General features: G+C 69.0%; 14 protein-coding genes. 13 read left to right on the forward strand and 1 reads right to left on the reverse strand.

Features of this window, described 5'->3' with window-relative positions; all coding sequences use genetic code 11:
• The first annotated feature begins 30 nt into the window (after nt 1-30).
• The gene (clpX, locus tag ACFT4A_RS07495; RefSeq protein ID WP_020271910.1) at nt 31-1,317 is read left to right on the forward strand and encodes an ATP-dependent Clp protease ATP-binding subunit ClpX; all 1,287 of its coding nucleotides are present in this window, start codon (nt 31-33) and stop codon (nt 1,315-1,317) included.
• A gap of 63 nt (nt 1,318-1,380) precedes the next feature.
• Here the strand turns inward: clpX and ACFT4A_RS07500 are convergent, their stop codons facing one another.
• Nucleotides 1,381-2,328: a hypothetical protein gene (locus ACFT4A_RS07500; protein ID WP_382826828.1), complete on the reverse strand. Its 948-nt coding sequence runs from the start codon at nt 2,326-2,328 to the stop codon at nt 1,381-1,383.
• A gap of 403 nt (nt 2,329-2,731) precedes the next feature.
• On the opposite strand from ACFT4A_RS07500, the gene ACFT4A_RS07505 reads away from it, so the two are divergent.
• From ACFT4A_RS07505 to ACFT4A_RS07560, 12 genes are all read left to right on the forward strand, one after another.
• Nucleotides 2,732-4,042 (forward strand): RNA-guided endonuclease InsQ/TnpB family protein, encoded by a 1,311-nt coding sequence (locus ACFT4A_RS07505; protein ID WP_382826830.1) that lies wholly within the window; start codon nt 2,732-2,734, stop codon nt 4,040-4,042.
• A gap of 5 nt (nt 4,043-4,047) precedes the next feature.
• Nucleotides 4,048-6,678, forward strand: coding sequence for a valine--tRNA ligase (locus ACFT4A_RS07510; protein WP_382826832.1), 2,631 nt, complete (start codon nt 4,048-4,050; stop codon nt 6,676-6,678).
• A 176-nt stretch (nt 6,679-6,854) separates the two neighbouring features.
• Nucleotides 6,855-8,375, forward strand: a complete 1,521-nt coding sequence (locus ACFT4A_RS07515; RefSeq protein ID WP_382826834.1) for a bifunctional folylpolyglutamate synthase/dihydrofolate synthase — start codon at nt 6,855-6,857, stop codon at nt 8,373-8,375.
• A gap of 5 nt (nt 8,376-8,380) precedes the next feature.
• Complete coding sequence (locus ACFT4A_RS07520; RefSeq protein WP_382826836.1) at nt 8,381-8,746, forward strand: DUF4233 domain-containing protein; 366 nt, start codon at nt 8,381-8,383, stop codon at nt 8,744-8,746.
• A 65-nt stretch (nt 8,747-8,811) separates the two neighbouring features.
• Nucleotides 8,812-9,225 (forward strand): nucleoside-diphosphate kinase, encoded by a 414-nt coding sequence (ndk, locus tag ACFT4A_RS07525; protein ID WP_184592637.1) that lies wholly within the window; start codon nt 8,812-8,814, stop codon nt 9,223-9,225.
• 265 nt (nt 9,226-9,490) lie between these two features.
• Nucleotides 9,491-10,510, forward strand: coding sequence for a rod shape-determining protein (locus tag ACFT4A_RS07530; protein ID WP_004001297.1), 1,020 nt, complete (start codon nt 9,491-9,493; stop codon nt 10,508-10,510).
• 144 nt (nt 10,511-10,654) lie between these two features.
• The gene (mreC, locus tag ACFT4A_RS07535) at nt 10,655-11,602 is read left to right on the forward strand and encodes a rod shape-determining protein MreC (protein ID WP_382826839.1); all 948 of its coding nucleotides are present in this window, start codon (nt 10,655-10,657) and stop codon (nt 11,600-11,602) included.
• Between the two features lie 13 nt (nt 11,603-11,615).
• Nucleotides 11,616-12,287, forward strand: a complete 672-nt coding sequence (gene mreD / locus ACFT4A_RS07540) for a rod shape-determining protein MreD (RefSeq protein WP_382826841.1) — start codon at nt 11,616-11,618, stop codon at nt 12,285-12,287.
• A 64-nt stretch (nt 12,288-12,351) separates the two neighbouring features.
• Complete coding sequence (gene mrdA / locus ACFT4A_RS07545) at nt 12,352-14,598, forward strand: penicillin-binding protein 2 (RefSeq protein WP_382826842.1); 2,247 nt, start codon at nt 12,352-12,354, stop codon at nt 14,596-14,598.
• Nucleotides 14,595-15,797, forward strand: coding sequence for a rod shape-determining protein RodA (gene rodA / locus ACFT4A_RS07550; protein WP_382826844.1), 1,203 nt, complete (start codon nt 14,595-14,597; stop codon nt 15,795-15,797). Before mrdA ends, rodA begins: the two co-directional genes overlap by 4 nt.
• Nucleotides 15,798-15,815: 18 nt before the next feature.
• Complete coding sequence (locus ACFT4A_RS07555; RefSeq protein WP_382826846.1) at nt 15,816-16,424, forward strand: hypothetical protein; 609 nt, start codon at nt 15,816-15,818, stop codon at nt 16,422-16,424.
• A gap of 64 nt (nt 16,425-16,488) precedes the next feature.
• Nucleotides 16,489-17,994 (forward strand): CHAD domain-containing protein, encoded by a 1,506-nt coding sequence (locus ACFT4A_RS07560; protein ID WP_382826847.1) that lies wholly within the window; start codon nt 16,489-16,491, stop codon nt 17,992-17,994.
• Nucleotides 17,995-18,028 lie beyond the last annotated feature (34 nt).

Genomic DNA, 18,028 nt, shown 5'->3' on the forward strand with positions numbered 1-18,028 from the left:
GTCGTCTCCCAGGCGAAGGGGAAGCACACCGTGGCACGCATCGGTGACGGCGGCGATCTGCTCAAGTGCTCGTTCTGTGGCAAGAGCCAGAAGCAGGTCAAGAAGCTCATCGCAGGGCCCGGTGTGTACATCTGCGACGAGTGCATCGACCTCTGCAACGAGATCATCGAGGAAGAGCTGGCGGAGACCAGCGAGGTCCGCTGGGAGGAACTCCCGAAGCCTCGCGAGATCTACGAGTTCCTCGAGGGCTACGTGGTCGGCCAGGAGGCCGCCAAGAAGGCCCTCTCCGTAGCGGTGTACAACCACTACAAGCGCGTCCAGGCCGGTGAGAACGGCGGCGGCAACGGCCGTGACGACGCCATCGAGTTGGCGAAGTCCAACATCCTCCTCCTCGGCCCCACGGGCTCCGGGAAGACCCTCCTCGCGCAGACCCTCGCGCGCATGCTGAACGTCCCCTTCGCGATCGCCGACGCCACGGCGCTGACGGAGGCGGGGTACGTCGGCGAGGACGTCGAGAACATCCTCCTCAAGCTGATCCAGGCCGCCGACTACGACGTCAAGAAGGCCGAGACCGGGATCATCTACATCGATGAGATCGACAAGGTCGCGAGGAAGAGTGAAAACCCGTCGATCACGCGCGACGTGAGCGGCGAGGGCGTCCAGCAGGCCCTGCTGAAGATCCTGGAGGGCACCACGGCCTCCGTTCCGCCGCAGGGCGGCCGCAAGCACCCCCACCAGGAGTTCATCCAGATCGACACGACGAACGTGCTGTTCATCGTGGGCGGTGCCTTCGCCGGACTGGAGAAGATCATCGAGTCCCGGGCGGGTGCCAAGGGCATCGGCTTCGGCGCGCAGATCCGCTCCAAGCGCGAGATGGAGTCCAAGGACCAGTTCCAGGAGGTCATGCCGGAGGACCTGGTCAAGTTCGGCATGATCCCCGAGTTCATCGGCCGGCTCCCGGTCATCACCTCGGTTCACAACCTCGACCGCGAGGCCCTGCTGCAGATCCTCGTCGAGCCGCGCAACGCGCTCGTCAAGCAGTACCAGCGCCTCTTCGAACTCGACGGCGTGGAGCTGGACTTCGAGCGTGAGGCCCTCGAGGCCATCGCCGACCAGGCGATCCTCCGCCAGACCGGCGCGCGTGGCCTCAGGGCCATCATGGAGGAGGTCCTCCAGGGCGTGATGTACGAGGTCCCGTCCCGCAAGGACGTGGCCCGGGTCGTCATCACGGCCGACGTCGTCCAGTCGAACGTCAACCCGACGCTGATTCCGCGGGATGCGCGGGGTCGCGGGCCGGGCGAGCAGAAGACCGCCTAGTCACCCACTGCACGCGAAGGCGCCCAGCACTCCTTGTGCTGGGCGCCTTCGTCGTTGCTTGCGTCAGGCCGCGACGCGGACTTCCTTGCGGACCTTGGTGGTGAGGTCGATCGCCACGTCCTTGGTGACGCCCTTCGCCGCCTCACCCGGCGACACGAGGGCGATCGTGCTGTAGTCGGCCCACGCGCAGAACCAGTTGGTCTTCTCCTGCTTGGTCCGCTCGTCCTGAGCCTTGACCGACTGGCACTTCATGACCGCGCCGTCGAGGTCCGCCTCCTCGGGTTCGCCGATCAGCTCCGGCTTTCCGGACCCGGTGGCGGACTCCTTCTCGGAGGACTTCTTGAAGTTGGCGAGGAACAGGTCGAGGGTCGCCTCCGGGTCGGAGATCTCACCGTAGGCACCGGCCACCGTGAGCGTCTTGGCCGACGCCATCTTCGCCGCGGACGACGGGTCGTCGGGGTCGTAGTCGCTCAGGTCCACGTTGGAGTAGAGGGCCGCCGACGTCTTGGCGTTCTTCACGCCGCTCTTCTCCAGCTCCGACTTCTCGTCGTCACCGGTGGTCTGCCCGTCCTTCGTGGTGCGCTTGTACTCGGTGAGCACGGTCGACGGTGTCGACAGCTTGTGCGGCCCATCGTCCTCCAGGCCGCCACCCCCGCCGATCACGAAGTACGCGGCCACACCGATCGCGGCGACCACGGCCACCGCGCCGAGGATGATGCCCGTCTTCTTCTTGCCGCCGCCCGGGGCCGGGGGCTGCGGGACGCCGTAGGGGGGCTGGCCGTAGGGCGGCTGCGGCTGCTGGCCGTACGGGGGCTGCTGGCCGTAGGGGCCGGGCTGCTGGGGCGGGGCACCCTGCGGGTAGCCGTAACCGGGCTGGGGCCCAGGGGCCTGCTGGGGGTAGCCATAGCCGGGCTGGGGCGCCTGCGGCGGCTGGCCGTACGGACCGGGCTGGCCGTACGGTCCGGGCTGCTGGGGCTGCCCGCCGTACGGGCCCGGCTGGTTGTAGCTCATGTTCTGGGTTCCCCTCCAGATGCTTATGTGTTCCAGACATCCTGGCGCAGACTCACCGTGTGCATGGCATCGGGGCCCTCAACCGTTACCGGCGCTCTTCTCAGAGAGCGCTGCCGCCGGGGACGGACGAATGCATCTCAAGGCTGCTCTGACGTGCACCTCGGGGCGGACGGGTTGGTGCAAGCCGGACCACCAACGGTGCTTCGCGGCACGATCAGGAGAAACACGAGCATGACCGGTGAGCGGGGGACGCCCTCTCTTCGCGGCACATCGGCATCTCGCCCCTGAAGCTCCGCGCCGACGCGAGGATCGACTCGAACACGGTTGTTCACATCGTGTGCAATTCCGGTTTGATGTGATCTTTCGCCGCGAGCGGTCATGAAGCATCCATACGGTGATCGGTATGCAGCTTCGCTACAACTACCGGGCCTATCCGGATGCCTCCCAGCGCCGTGCGCTGGCGAAGGCGTTCGGGTGCGCCCGTGTGGTGTGGAACGACTGCCTGCGCGACCGGAAGGAAGCGCACGCGGCGGGGTTGCCGTATGTGAAGTCGGCGGAGTTGTCGCGTCTGCGCATCACCCAGGCCAAGCGGACAGAGGAACGCGCGTGGCTCGCCGACGTCTCGGCGGTCATCCTGCAACAGTCTCTGCGAGACCTGGACACCGCCTACAAAAACTTCTTCGACAGTTGTAAGGGCAGGCGGAAGGGCCGGAAAGTCGGCCCGCCCCGCTACAGATCGAAGAAGGACACCCGGCAGTCGGTCCGCCTCAACACCAACGCCTTCTCCCTCCAGGGCGACGGCACGGTGTATGTGGCCAAGATCGGCAACCTCAAGGTCAAGTGGTCCCGCCCGCTTCCGGCCGTACCCAGTTCCCTGACCGTCACCATGGACAGCTGTGGCCGGTACTTCCTCAGCTTCGTCGTGGACACCGAGCCGGACATCCTCCCCGAGGTGGAGTCGGAAACCGGGATCGACCTGGGCCTGTCCGTCTTCGCGGTCCTGTCCGACGGCCGGAAGATCGCCAGCCCTCGCTTCCTGCGCCGGGCGGAGAAGAAGCTCAAGCGGCTTCAGCGAGAGCTGTCCCGCAAGGTCAAGGGATCGAAAAACCGGGCCAAGGCCCGTATCAAGGTCGCGCGCCAGCACGCGCGTGTGGCGGACCGGCGCCGGGACTTCCACCACAAGGCATCCGCACAGATCATTCGCGACAACCAAGCGGTGTATGTGGAGGACCTTGCGGTGTCCGCTCTCGGTGGCAGCCGGCTCGCCAAGTCCGTGCACGACGCCGGATGGTCCGCGTTCGTACGGATGCTGGAGTACAAGGCGGTCAAACGTGGACGCACCTTCGCCAAGGTCGACCGTGCGTTCCCGTCCTCCCAGGTCTGCTCGGCCTGCGGACACCGGGACGGTCCCAAGCCCCTGCACGTCCGGCAATGGACCTGCGGCGGATGCGGCACCGTGCACGACCGGGACCACAATGCAGCCCGCAATGTTCTTTTCGAAGGACGCCGTATCGTCGCCGCCGGACGGGCGGAGACGCTAAACGCCTGGTGGAGCGCTGGTAAGACCAGGACGAAAGTCCCGGCACAACGCGGTGAAGCAGGAAGCCCCCGGAAGGGCCCGGACGGCCCAGGCCGGAGTCCCTGGACCCCGGGTCAGGGAGCATGTCAAAAAGCAAACGAGTTTCGGGACGGGGGAGTGACACCTCTAAACTGACCCCCGTGACCGAGAACGCTCAGCAGCAGCCACCAGCGCCCAGCACCGACCTGCCGACCCAGTACGCGCCGGCCGACGTGGAGGGGCCGCTGTACGAGCGCTGGGTAGAGCGGGGCTACTTCGAGGCGGACGAGAAGAGCGACAAGCCGCCGTACACCGTCGTCATCCCGCCGCCGAACGTCACGGGCAGCCTGCACCTCGGGCACGCCTTCGAGCACACCCTCATCGACGCGCTGACCCGCCGTAAGCGCATGCAGGGTCACGAGACGCTCTGGCAGCCCGGCATGGACCACGCCGGCATCGCCACGCAGAACGTCGTCGAGCGGGAGCTCGCCAAGGAGGGCAAGTCCCGGCACGACCTGGGCCGTGAGGCCTTCGTCGAGCGGGTCTGGCAGTGGAAGGGCGAGTCCGGCGGGCAGATCAGCGGCCAGATGCGCCGCCTCGGCGACGGTGTCGCCTGGTCCCGTGAGCGCTTCACCATGGACGAGGGCCTGTCCCAGGCCGTCCAGACCATCTTCAAGCGGCTCTACGACGACGAGCTCATCTACCGCGCCGAGCGCATCATCAACTGGTGTCCCCGGTGTCTGACGGCCATCTCGGACATCGAGGTGGAGTACCAGGACGACGACGGCGAACTCGTCTCCATGAAGTACGGCGACGGGGACGACACCATCGTCGTCGCCACCACCCGCGCCGAGACCATGCTCGGTGACACGGCCGTCGCCGTGCACCCCGGGGACGAGCGGTACAAGCACCTGATCGGCAAGCTGGTCAAGCTGCCGCTGACCGACCGCTCCATCCCGGTCGTCGCCGACGAGCACGTCGACCCGGAGTTCGGCACGGGCGCCGTCAAGGTGACCCCGGCGCACGACCCGAACGACTTCGAGATCGGCCAGCGCCACGACCTCCCGGCCCTGACGATCATGGACGAGCACGCGATCATCACGGCCCACGGCCCCTTCCAGGGCCTGGACCGCCTGGAGGCCCGCTCGGCCATCGTCGCCGCGCTGCGCGCCGAGGGCCGGATCGTCGCCGAGAAGCGGCCCTACGTCCACTCCGTCGGCCACTGCTCACGCTGCAAGACCACCATCGAGCCGCGTCTGTCCATGCAGTGGTGGGTCAAGGTCGGTCCGCTCGCGAAGGCCGCCGGTGACGCCGTCCGCGACGGGCGCGTCAAGATCCATCCGCAGGAGATGGAGAAGCGCTACTTCGACTGGGTCGACAACCTCCACGACTGGTGCATCTCGCGGCAGTTGTGGTGGGGCCACCGCATCCCGGTCTGGTACGGGCCGAACGGCGAGGTCGTCTGCGTCGGCGCCGACGAGGAGCCGCCCGGGACCGAGGCCGAGGGCTGGCGCCAGGACACCGACGTCCTCGACACCTGGTTCTCCTCCGGCCTGTGGCCGTTCTCCACGCTCGGCTGGCCCGAACAGACCGAGTCGCTCGCGAAGTTCTACCCGAACTCCGTCCTGGTCACCGGCTACGACATCCTCTTCTTCTGGGTCGCCCGGATGATGATGTTCGGCCTGTACGCGATGGACGGCACCCCGCCGTTCCACACCATCGCCCTGCACGGCATGGTCCGCGACCAGTTCGGCAAGAAGATGTCGAAGTCCTTCGGCAACGCGGTCAACCCGCTGGACTGGATGGACAAGTACGGCTCCGACGCGCTCCGGTTCACCCTCGCGCGTGGCGCCAACCCGGGCGTCGACGTCCCGATCGGCGAGGACTGGGTCCAGGGCTCCCGCAACTTCGCCAACAAGATCTGGAACGCGACGCGCTTCGCGATGATGAACGGCGCGACCGTGGACGGCCCGCTGCCGGACGCGTCGAAGCTGTCGTCGACCGACCGGTGGATCCTGTCCCGCCTGAACTCCGTCGTCGCCGAAGTCGACGCGTTCTACGAGGACTACCAGTTCGCGAAGCTGTCCGACGCCCTGTTCCACTTCGCGTGGGACGAGGTCTTCGACTGGTACGTCGAGCTGTCCAAGACGACGTTCCAGGCGGGCGGCGAGGCGGCCGAGGTCAGCAAGCGGGTCCTCGGCGAGGTCCTCGACGTCACGCTGAAGCTGCTGCACCCGGTGGTTCCCTTCGTCACCGAGACCCTGTGGACCACGCTCACGGGCGGCGAGTCGGTCGTCATCGCCGAGTGGCCGAGCGACAGCGGTTTCCGTGACAAGGGCGCCGAGCAGGAGATCGAGTCGCTCCAGTCGGTCATCACCGAGGTCCGCCGCTTCCGCGCCGACCAGGGCCTCCAGCCCGGCCAGCGGGTTCCGGCCCGGCTGACCCTCGACGGCACGCCGTTCGCGACCCACGAGGCCGCCATCCGGCAGCTCCTCCGCCTCCAGCCGGAGGGCGACGCCTTCACGGCCACGGCGACCCTCCCGGTCGCCGGCGCCGAGGTCGCCCTCGACCTCTCCGGCACGATCGACGTCGCGGCGGAGCGCAAGCGCCTCGCCAAGGACCTCGCGGCGGCGGAGAAGGAGAAGGCCCAGGCGACCGGCAAGCTCGGCAACGAGGCGTTCCTGGCGAAGGCCCCCGACCACGTCGTGGACAAGATCCGCACCCGCCTCGCCAAGGCGGAGGAGGACATCGCCCGCATTCAGGCGCAGCTGGAGCGTCTGCCGCAGGCGTAGAGGTTCGTACGGTTTGCAGAGGGCCCCCGGTGCTTGTCAGTGCCGGGGGCCCTCTGGAGTTCAGGGGCGCGGGGCTGTATCGATGTGCGGCTCCGCCGCGTGGGCGCGACCAGCCCCCACGGACCCGCACCCGCCCACAGCGAACAATGTCAGTCGGTCTCCGTAGACTGGGCCCCGTGAGCGAGCTCCCTCCAGACCACAGCGACGACCAGCCCGACCCCCTCGACAACTTCGACGAGATCATCGCGGAGGAGACCACCCGCGACCCCGACCTCGCGGTCATCGAAGCCGGCAGCCGAACCCTCCGCACCCAGGGCGGCCCGCCCGAGGCCGACATCCCCACCCGGCCCGCCGACCCCGAGGTGGACAAGGCCCTGCGCGAGGTCGAGGCGGAGCTCGCCACGCGCTGGGGCGAGACCAAGCTGGAGCCCTCCGTCAGCCGTATCGCCGCGCTGATGGACGTCCTGGGCGAGCCGCAGCGGTCGTACCCGTCGATCCACATCACGGGGACCAACGGCAAGACCTCCACCGCCCGCATGATCGAGGCCCTGCTCGGCGTCTTCGAGCTGCGCACCGGCCGCTACACCTCGCCGCACGTGCAGTCGATCACCGAGCGCATCAGCCTCGACGGCGCCCCCATCTCCGCCGAGCGGTTCATCGAGACGTACGAGGACATCAAGCCGTACATCGAGATGGTCGACGCGCAGCAGGAGTACCGGCTGTCCTTCTTCGAGGTGCTCACCGGCATGGCCTACGCGGCCTTCGCCGACGCGCCCGCGGACGTCGCCGTCGTCGAGGTCGGCATGGGCGGCTCCTGGGACGCCACGAACGTGATCGACGGTGACGTCGCCGTCGTCACGCCCATAGACCTCGACCACACCGACCGGCTCGGCACCACCCACGCCGAGATCGCCACGGAGAAGGCCGGCATCGTCAAGCAGGGCGCGACGGTCATCCTGGCGCAGCAGCCGGTCGAGGCGGCCCAGGTGCTGCTGAAGAAGGCCGTCGAGGTGGACGCGACCGTGGCCCGGGAGGGCCTGGAGTTCGGCGTCGTCGACCGGCAGGTGGCCGTCGGCGGGCAGCTGGTGACGCTGCGTGGCCTGGGCGGTGAGTACCCCGAGGTGTATCTGCCGCTGCACGGCGCGCACCAGGCGCACAACGCGGCCGTCGCGCTCGCCGCCGTCGAGGCGTTCTTCGGGGTCGGCGCGCAGCGCGCCGATGCGCTGGACCTGGACGCGGTCCGCAAGGCGTTCGCCGCCGTGGCCTCGCCGGGGCGGCTGGAGGTCGTGCGGCGCTCGCCCACCGTCGTGCTCGACGCCGCCCACAACCCGGCGGGCGCCCGGGCGGCTGCCGAGGCGGTCGGGGAGGCCTTCCAGTTCAGCCGTCTCATCGGGGTCGTCGGCGCGAGCGGCGAGAAGAACGTACGGGGGCTGCTGGAGGCCTTCGAGCCGGTGTTCGCCGAGATCGTGGTCACCCAGAACTCCAGCCACCGCGCGATGGACGCCGACGAGCTGGCCGGTATCGCCGTCGAGGTGTTCGGCGACGACCGCGTCCAGGTCGAGCCGCGGCTGCCGGACGCGCTGGAGGCCGCGATCACGCTCGCCGAGGAGGAGGGCGAGTTCGCGGGCGGCGGTGTGCTCGTCACCGGTTCCGTCATCACCGTCGGCGAGGCCCGACTGCTCCTGGGGAAGGGCTGAGACCCGTGCGTACGCTCTGTTCTTCGACCCTGATCGGCGAGTTCTTCGTCATCGGCTTCGCCGCTCTGGTCGCCATGAAGGATCCCGATCTGTCCATGGCGACGGTGTGGACGGTCAGCGGTGTCGCGATGTTCCTGTGCCTGGTGCTGTGCGGACTGGTGACGCGCCCCGGCGGGGTCGCGCTCGGCTGGGCGCTGCAGCTCGCGCTCATCGCGTCGGGCTTCGTCGTGCCGATCATGTTCTTCCTGGGCGCGATCTTCGCGGCCCTGTGGTGGGCGTCCGTGCACTACGGGCGGAAGGTGGACGAGGCGAAGGCGAGATTCGCGGCCCAGGCGGGCCCCTCGGGCTCCTCCACACCTGACGCTGCGTAACGAGCGGCCCGACACGCCGGGTAATCTCGTCTTTCCGTAAAACCTTGACGCTTAAGGAGCCCGTCGTGACCCAGCGCACCCTCGTCCTGCTCAAGCCCGACGCCGTCCGTCGTGGCCTGACCGGCGAGATCATCGGCCGCATCGAGCGCAAGGCGGGCTGGCGGATCACCGCGCTGGAACTGCGCACCCTGGACCAGGACACGCTGGAGCAGCACTACGGCGAGCACAAGGGCAAGCCCTTCTACGAGCCGCTGGTGGAGTTCATGGCCTCCGGCCCGGTGGTGGCGCTGATCGTGGAGGGCGAGCGGGTCATCGAGGGGCTGCGCGCGCTCGCCGGCCCGACCGACCCGATCGCGGCCGCGCCCGGCTCCATCCGCGGCGACTACGGCGTCATCGTCCGCGAGAACCTGATCCACGCCTCGGACTCCGAGGAGTCCGCGGAGCGAGAAGTGAAGATCTTCTTCCCGGGTCGCGCCTAAAGCGCGAAGGGCGAGCAAAGTCCGGGAGCGGCGCTCCCGGACTTTCCTGGCATATACGTGCCGATCGAGGGAACGATCGCCCCCGAACGCCCGTCTCCACAAGCGAACCCGCACAGCATCTGCTGACATTGGCGGAGACCCTCCCGCAGTGTTCGCGAAGGCGCGTCTACGATGGAAGCCTTCACGTCACAGCACCCACCTTTGCCTACCTGAAAAGCCCTCAAAAGCTAGTGGGAAGGCCAGACGAATCCTGATGGGGAACTCAATGTCGTTCATCGGCCGTGACATGGCTGTCGACCTCGGGACCGCCAACACGCTGGTGTACGTCAGGGGTCGCGGGATCGTACTCAACGAACCGTCCGTCGTCGCGATCAACACCAACACCGGTGGCATCCTCGCGGTCGGGGCCGAAGCGAAGAAGATGATCGGGCGCACGCCCGGCAACATCGTTGCCGTTCGTCCTTTGAAGGACGGCGTGATCGCCGACTTCGAGATCACCGAGCGGATGCTCCGCTACTTCATCCTGAAGATCCACAAGCGGAGGTATCTGGCTCGTCCGCGGGTCGTCGTCTGTGTGCCCTCGGGCATCACGGGCGTCGAGCGCCGCGCCGTCATCGAGGCGTCGTCCCAGGCCGGCGCCCGCCAGGTGCACATCATCGAGGAGCCCATGGCCGCGGCCATCGGCTCCGGCCTGCCGGTCCACGAGGCCACGGGCAACATGGTGGTGGACATCGGCGGCGGCACCACGGAGGTCGCGGTCATCTCCCTCGGCGGCATCGTCACCGCCCAGTCCATCCGCGTGGCGGGCGACGAACTGGACAACGCGATCATCCAGCACATCAAGAAGGAGTACTCCCTTCTGCTGGGTGAGCGGACGGCCGAACAGATCAAGATCACGATCGGTTCGGCGTACGACCTCGACTCCGACGAGCACACCGAAATCCGCGGCCGGGACCTGGTGTCCGGGCTGCCGAAGACCGTCGTCATCTCCGCGGCGGAAGTCCGCAAGGCGATCGAGGAACCGGTCAACGCGATCGTCGACGCCGTCAAGACGACCCTCGACAAGTGTCCGCCGGAGCTGTCCGGCGACATCATGGACCGGGGAATCGTTCTGACCGGCGGCGGGGCGTTGCTTCGGGGCCTGGACGAGCGGCTGCGCCGGGAGACCGGCATGCCGATCCATATCGCCGAGGATCCGCTCGACAGCGTGGCTCTCGGTTCCGGTAAGTGCGTCGAGGAGTTCGAGGCGCTCCAGCAGGTGCTGGACGCCCAGCCGCGCAGATGACATAACTCTTCGATTCCGCCGTACGGGACGATCTCCTCTCGTACGGCGGATCGTTGATATAGAGGCATAAGCTCCCATAAAGCAGCCCCTTGGGTTTCCCTGGGGCTCCCCGAATTCCTATGAGGAAGGGCACGGCCGCCGCACGTGAGGGACACACGAGAGAGCCGGCTGCTCCTGGTGCTGCTGATCGCCATCGCGTTCGCTTTGATCACGGTGGACATCCGCGGTGGAGAGGACTCGCCCGTCGACGGGGCCCGGCAGGGCGCGGCGACGGTCTTCGGTCCGATCGAGAGCGGTGTCTCGGCCGCGGTCGACCCGGTCGGCAACGCGGTTTCCGCCATCCGTGAATCCGGCGAACGGCACGACCGGCTCGCCGTGCTGGAGGAGGAGAACGCGGCCCTGAAGGCGAGACTCGGCAGCGACGACCGCAGCCGCAGCCGCCTCAAGCAGCTCGACAAGATGCTGAAGGTCGCAGGTCAAGGCCAGTACGGCATCAAGGGTGCCCAGGTCATCGCCATCGGCGCCGCGCAGGGCTTCTCCTGGACCATCACCGTCGACGTCGGCGCCAACGACGGCATCAAGCGCGACATGACCGTCCTGAACGGGGACGGGCTCGTCGGCCGCGTCACCACCGTCGGCCCCAACACCGCCACGGTCCTGCTCGCCAGCGACCCCGACTTCACGGTCGGCACCCGGATGGAGTCCGGCGACGAGCTCGGCTTCGCCTCCGGGCAGGGCGACCGCCCGCTGCGCGTGGAACTCCTCAACGGCAAGGCCGAGGTGAAGAAGGGCGACCGTCTGGTCACCTTCGGCTCGCAGGCCGACCGGCCGTTCGTGCCCGGCGTGCCCGTCGGCGTGGTCTCCCGTGTCGACCCGTCCGGCGGCGGCCTGACCCGCACGCTCTATGTCACGCCGTACGCGAGCTTCACCAAGCTCGACATCGTCGGTGTCGTCGTCGACGTCCCGAAGAAGGACCCGCGCGACACGGTGCTCCCGCCCAAGCCCAAGCCCACCCCCAGGCCGACGGTGACGGTGACCGTGACGCCGTCCGCCGAGGCACCCGCAGACGGCCAGAACCAGCAAGAGCAGTAGGAGCTGTCACCTCATGCGCGTCAACCGGATCCTGCTCTCCTCCGCCCTGGTCGTCGTCGCCCTGGTGATCCAGGTGAGCGTCCTCGCCCGTCTGCACCTGCCGGGCGCCGTGCCCGACCTGATGCTCCTCACCGTCCTCGGCCTGGCCCTGGTGTACGGCCACATGGGTGGCGCCCTCGTCGGCTTCGGCGCGGGCCTGCTGGCCGACCTGGCCCCGCCCGCCGACCACGCCGCCGGGCGGTACGCCCTCGTGCTCTGTGTCATCGGCTATCTCGCCGGCCTGGCGAAGCCGGAGACGGGCCGGCTGAAGTCCGCCACCGGCCCCATGGTCGTGGTGGTCGCCGCCGCCATCGGCTCGACCCTGCTGTACGCCGGGGTCGGCGCCCTCGTCGGTGATACCGCCGCCCGTCATGTGGGCCTGGGCAGCCTGCTGTTCACGGCCGCCCTCTACGACCTGCTGCTCGCCCCGTTCGTCGTGCCGGGGATCATGGCCCTGGCCCGGCGCGCCGAGAACGATCCGCTCGCCGACTCCGGCTCCGGCTCCAAGGCCTCCGACATCTCCTCCGGCTGGCTCTCCGGCGGCACGGGCCTGAAGATCGGCAGCCAGCGCAACGGGCTGCGGGTGAAGGCGGCCCGGGCCCGGATGGCGCGGGCCGGGCGCATCAAGGGGGTCAAGCGGCTGTGAACGCAGGGGACTTCATCCCGACATCACAGACTCGTACGCGTAGGGAGAGGGGGAGGCAGCACCCGTGACCAACATTCCCGAGACCGGGCGGAACACCCGGGTCCAGATCCGGCTCGTCGTCATCCAGGTTCTCGTCCTCTCGCTCCTGCTCACGCTCGGCGGACGCCTGTGGTACCTCCAGATCCGTGAGGGCGCGGCGTACGCCAAGGAGGCGTCCGGGAACCACGTCCAGCAAGTCGTCCAGCCCGCCGTCCGGGGTTCGATCCTGGACGCGCGCGGTGTGGCCCTCGCCGACAACGAGACCCGGCTGGTCGTCTCCGCGTCCCGTACGGACCTGCTGAAGATGCCGGACGACGGCAAGGACGTCCTCACCAAGCTCGCCAAGGTCCTGGGCATGAAGCCCGAGGAGGTCATGGCGAAGGTCCGGCTGTGCGACTCCGAGACGCCCCAGCCCTGCTGGAACGGCTCGCCGTACCAGCCGATCCCCATCACGGACGAGGCCACGCCCAAGCAGGCCCTGCAGATCCGCGAGCGCGCCGAGGACTTCCCCGGCATCACCGCCGAGCCGGAGGCCATGCGCCGCTACCCGAGCCCGGGCAAGGCCAACACCGCCCAGGTCCTCGGCTACCTCTCGCCGGTCACCGACGAGGAGATCAAGCAGGCGCAGAACACCAACTCGCCGTATCTGCGCTCCGACCAGGTCGGCCGCTCCGGTCTTGAACGCCAGTACGACAAGCAGCTGCGTGGCAAGGCCGGCGTCACGCGCTACGAGGTCGACAACCTCGGCCGTGTCATCGGCCAGGCCGAGGCCGACCCGACCCACCCGGGCGACAACCTCGTCACCAGCATCGACTCCCGCGTCCAGCGGATCGCCGAGTACCAGCTGAACGAGGCCATGAAGGAAGCCCGCAAGCAGAACGACCGGAACACCGGCACCAACTACAAGGCCGACTCCGGTGCCGTCGTGGTGATGGAGGCCAAGACCGGCCGGGTCGTCGCCATGGCGTCCAACCCGAACTACGACCCCAACGCCTGGGTCGGTGGCATCTCCGCCAAGGACTACGCGCGGCTCACCGGGAAGAGCTCCAACTACCCGCTGCTCAACCGCGCGATCCAGGGCCAGTCGGCGCCCGGCTCCATCTTCAAGGTCGTCCCGACGGCCGCCGCGATCAACGCCGGCTACTCCTTCGACGGCCCCTACCAGTGCTCCAGTTCGTTCTCCCTCGGCGGCCAGGTCTTCAAGAACTTCGAGTCCAAGGGATACGGCCCGATCAGCCTCGGCCGCGCCCTGGAGGTCTCCTGCGACACCGTCTTCTACCGGCTCTCCCACGAGGAGTGGATGCGCGACGGCGGCGCCAAGCCGAAGAAGAAGACCAACGACTGGTTCTACAAGACCGCCCACCAGTTCGGCCTCGGCAAGGAGACCGGCATCGACCTGCCCAACGAGGTCACCGGCCGCATCCCCGACCGCCAGTGGAAGCTGGACTACTGGAAGGCCAACAAGGACGTCTGGTGCCGCACCGGCAAGCGCAACGGCAGCTACGCCGAGAAGATCGCCTACGAGAACTGCCTCGAGGGCAACCGCCTGCGCGCCGGTGACTCCGTCAACTACTCCATCGGCCAGGGTGACACCCTCGTCACGCCGATCCAGATGGCCACCATCTACGGCGCCATCTCCAACGGCGGCACCCTCTACGACCCCTCCGTCGGCAAGGCCGTCATCAGCGCCGACGGCAAGACCGTCACGCCGATCCAGCCCAAGTCGCACGGCAAGCTGCCGATGACGAAGACGACGCGCGACCGGATAGACGATGCCCTCGCGGGAGTCGCCACCCGCGGTACGGCCGCCTGGAGGTTCGGCGGCTGGCCGCAGGACAAGATCCCGATGCACGCCAAGACGGGTACGGCCGAGGTCTACGGCAAGCAGACGACCTCGTGGTTCGCCACCTACACCAAGGACTACGCGATCGTCATGACGATCGCCCAGGGTGGTACGGGCTCCGGCGCCTCGGGCCCCGCCGTCCGCAACATCTACAACGCGCTGTACGGCGTCTCCGAGGACGGCAAGATCGACAAGAAGAAGGCCCTGCTGCCCACCCCGCAGGGGGCCCTGCCGAAGGTCAAGACCGACGGCACCATCTCCTCGCCGAAGGTCTCCAAGGACCCGGCCAAGGACCAGCAGGCCGAGAAGAAGGACCCGAACGCCCCGGCCGACCCGCTCCAGCCGGCGACGGCCGCCCCGCCGACGCCGGAGAACCGTGACACCCGAAGGCGGCGGCGCCGCAGGGGAAGCCGGAGGTGGGCGGCATGACCGGCGGTGTGAACAGCTTCCAGGTCTCCGGCTACGGGCCCGAGCGCTCCGGCTGGACCCGGCTCCTCGCCCGTGACTCGGTCGTGCGGCGGCTCGACTGGCCGATCCTGCTGTCGGCGCTGGCCCTGTCGCTGCTCGGCACGCTCCTCGTCTACTCGGCGACCCGCAACCGCACCGAGCTCAACCAGGACGACCCGTACTACTTCCTCGTCCGGCACCTGCTGAACACCGGCATCGGCCTCGCCCTGATGGCCGGCACGATCTGGCTCGGCCACCGCGCCCTGCGCACGGCCGTGCCGATCCTGTACGGCGTCTCGCTCCTGCTGATCCTGCTGGTGCTCACCCCGCTCGGCTCCACGATCAACGGCGCCCACTCGTGGATCAAGCTCCCTGGCGGCTTCTCGCTCCAGCCCTCGGAGTTCGTGAAGGTCACGATCATCCTGGGCATGGCGATGCTGCTGGCGGCCCGGGTCGACGCGGGCGACAAGCAGTACCCCGATCACCGCACGGTCGTGCAGGCCCTGGGCCTGGCCACCGTGCCCATGCTGATCGTGATGCTCATGCCCGACCTCGGGTCGGTCATGGTCATGGTCATCATCGTGCTCGGCGTGCTGCTCGCCTCCGGGTCGTCCAACCGGTGGGTGTTCGGCCTGCTCGGCGCGGGCGCCATCGGCGCGATCGCCGTCTGGCAGCTCGGAGTGCTCGACGACTACCAGATCAACCGCTTCGCCGCCTTCGCCAATCCCGAGCTCGACCCGGCAGGCGTCGGCTACAACACCAACCAGGCCCGGATCGCCATCGGTTCCGGCGGGCTGACCGGCTCCGGCCTCTTCCACGGCTCGCAGACCACCGGCCAGTTCGTGCCCGAGCAGCAGACGGACTTCGTCTTCACCGTGGCGGGGGAGGAGCTGGGCTTCCTCGGCGGCGGCCTGATCATCCTGCTGCTCGGCATCGTCCTGTGGCGGGCCTGCGCCATCGCCCGGGACACCAGCGACCTGTACGGCACCATCGTGGCCGCGGGCATCGTCGCCTGGTTCGGCTTCCAGACGTTCGAGAACGTCGGCATGACGCTCGGCATCATGCCCGTCACCGGCCTGCCGCTGCCCTTCGTGTCGTACGGCGGTTCGTCGATGTTCGCCGTGTGGATAGCGGTCGGGTTGTTGCAGTCGATCCGGGTGCAGCGGCCGATGTCGGCCTAGCGGCTGGGGGGGAGCGGAATGTCCGGGGAGCACGTGGCCCTGTGCCCGGTGACCGAGGAGCTGGTGAGTCATCTCCTCGCGCTGGCGGAGCTGGACCTGACCGACGACGACGCCATCGGGTCCCGGACGCGCGAGGCAGGCTGGCCCGACTGGTCGCAGGCGGTGCGAGGACCGGCGTACGAGGACACCCCCGATGTCCCCGACGCCACCCACCTCACCCCCCAGGGACACTTCGTCACCTGCGAAGGCGACGGCTCGCTCCACCTGCCGTTCGCCTATCTCTACTCGGTCGACGGCGGCCTGCTCGACGAGGACTGCTGGGGCACCATGCCCGGCTGGACGAGCGAGGAGGGCGCCTGGCGGCCGGAGTTCGACGCCCACTTCGGCGCCGTGGTGCGGCGCTTCACCGACCGGCTGGGCCTGCCGGACCACGACATCCGGCAGCCCAGGTTCCAGACCCGGTACGTCAGCTGGCGCCTGGAGCACAATGTGCTGATCGTCGGTCAGGGCCCGGAGCCGCTGTCGTACCACCAGTTCGAGGACGCCCATGTGTATCTCGTCTCCCGGACGGCGCAGGACGCGCCGTTCCCGGACGGCGAGGAGATGCGGGCCCTGCTGACGACCTGAACGCGACGACCCTCCCGGGGCGCCCCCACTGCCGTCCCGGCCGGTCAGCCGCTAGATTCATTGCATGGCGGAGTCGAAACGCGAGATCGAGCGCAAGTACGAATCCGGCGAGAGCGGGCTTCCCGACCTGACCGGTGTCGCCGGGGTCGCGGCCGTTGTCGACAAGGGCGTCGCCCACCTCGACGCCACCTACTACGACACCGTGGACGAACGCCTCGCCGCGTCGTCCGTCACCCTGCGCCGCCGCACCGGCGGTTCCGACGCGGGCTGGCACCTGAAGTTCCCGATCGCCCCCGGCGTCCGCGACGAGCTGCACGCCCCGCTCTCCGACACCCTCCCCGACGACCTCGCCGGGCTCGTCCGCTCCCGTGTCCGCGGCGGCGAGCTGCTGCCCGTGGTCCGACTGCGCTGCGAGCGTGACGTACATCACCTCGTCGACGCCGACGGTGGACTGCTCGCCGAGGTCGCCGTCGACGCCGTACACGCCGAGCGGCTCACGCCCGCCGGCGCCGAGACACAGTGGACCGAGATCGAGGTGGAACTCGCCGACGGTGGCGACCCGGCCGTCCTCGACAAGGTGGAGAAGCGGCTGCGCAAGGCGGGCGTACGGCCGTCGGCGTCGGCGTCGAAGCTGGCCCGTGCCCTCGCGGAGACGGTCCCTGCCACGAAGCGCCCGTCCGCCTCCGCCGGGGACCCGGTGACCGCCGGGGACCATGTGCTCGCCTACGTACGCGCCCAGCGCGACGCGATCGTCGAGCTCGACCCGGCCGTCCGCAGGGACGCCGAGGACTCCGTGCACAGCATGCGCGTGGCCACCCGGCGGCTGCGCAGCACCTTCAAGTCGTACGGCGAGGTCCTCGACCGGTCCGCCACCGACCCGGTCGGCGACGAGCTGAAGTGGCTGGCCGGTGAGCTGGGCCTGGACCGGGACCGGGAGGTGCTGGCCGAACGGCTGACGGCGGCCCTCGACGAGGTGCCCGACGGATTGGTCCGCGGCCCCGTGCCGGAGCGGATCCGCTCCTGGTCGAGCGCCGAGCACAGCGCGGCCCGCGGACACCTCCTCGGCGTCCTGGACTCCCGCCGCTACCTCGCCCTCCTCGACACCCTGGACGCGCTGATCGCCGACCCGCCGCTGCTCAAGGCGGCCGGCAAGAAGCCCCGCAAGGTGATCGCCAAGGCCGTGAAGAAGGACTTCCGCAAGGTCACCGCGCTGGTCCAGCAGGCACGGGAGCTGGAGCCCGGCACCGACCGGGACGTCGCGATCCACGAGGCGCGCAAGAAGACCAAGCGCACCCGCTACGCGGCCGAGGCGGGCCGACCCGCCCTCGGCAAGCCGGCCAAGAACCTGGTCAAGACCATGAAGGCGCTGCAGAACCTGCTCGGCGAGCACCAGGACAGCGTGATGGCCCGGCAGACCCTGCGCGAGCTGTCGGCGGTCGCCCACGCGGCGGGGGAGAGCGCCTTCACCTACGGCCTGCTCCACGAGCGGGAGGAGCAGCGGGCCGCGCGCGTGGAGGCCGAACTGCCCGGGTTCTGGGACGGGATCAAGGACGGGACGGCCGGCCTCTGAGCCTCGGGCGTACGGAGACGCCCCGCGATCACGT

It is taken from the genome of Streptomyces sp. NPDC057099 (genome assembly GCF_042671245.1).
GTDB classification, from domain to species: Bacteria; Actinomycetota; Actinomycetes; order Streptomycetales; family Streptomycetaceae; genus Streptomyces; species Streptomyces purpurascens.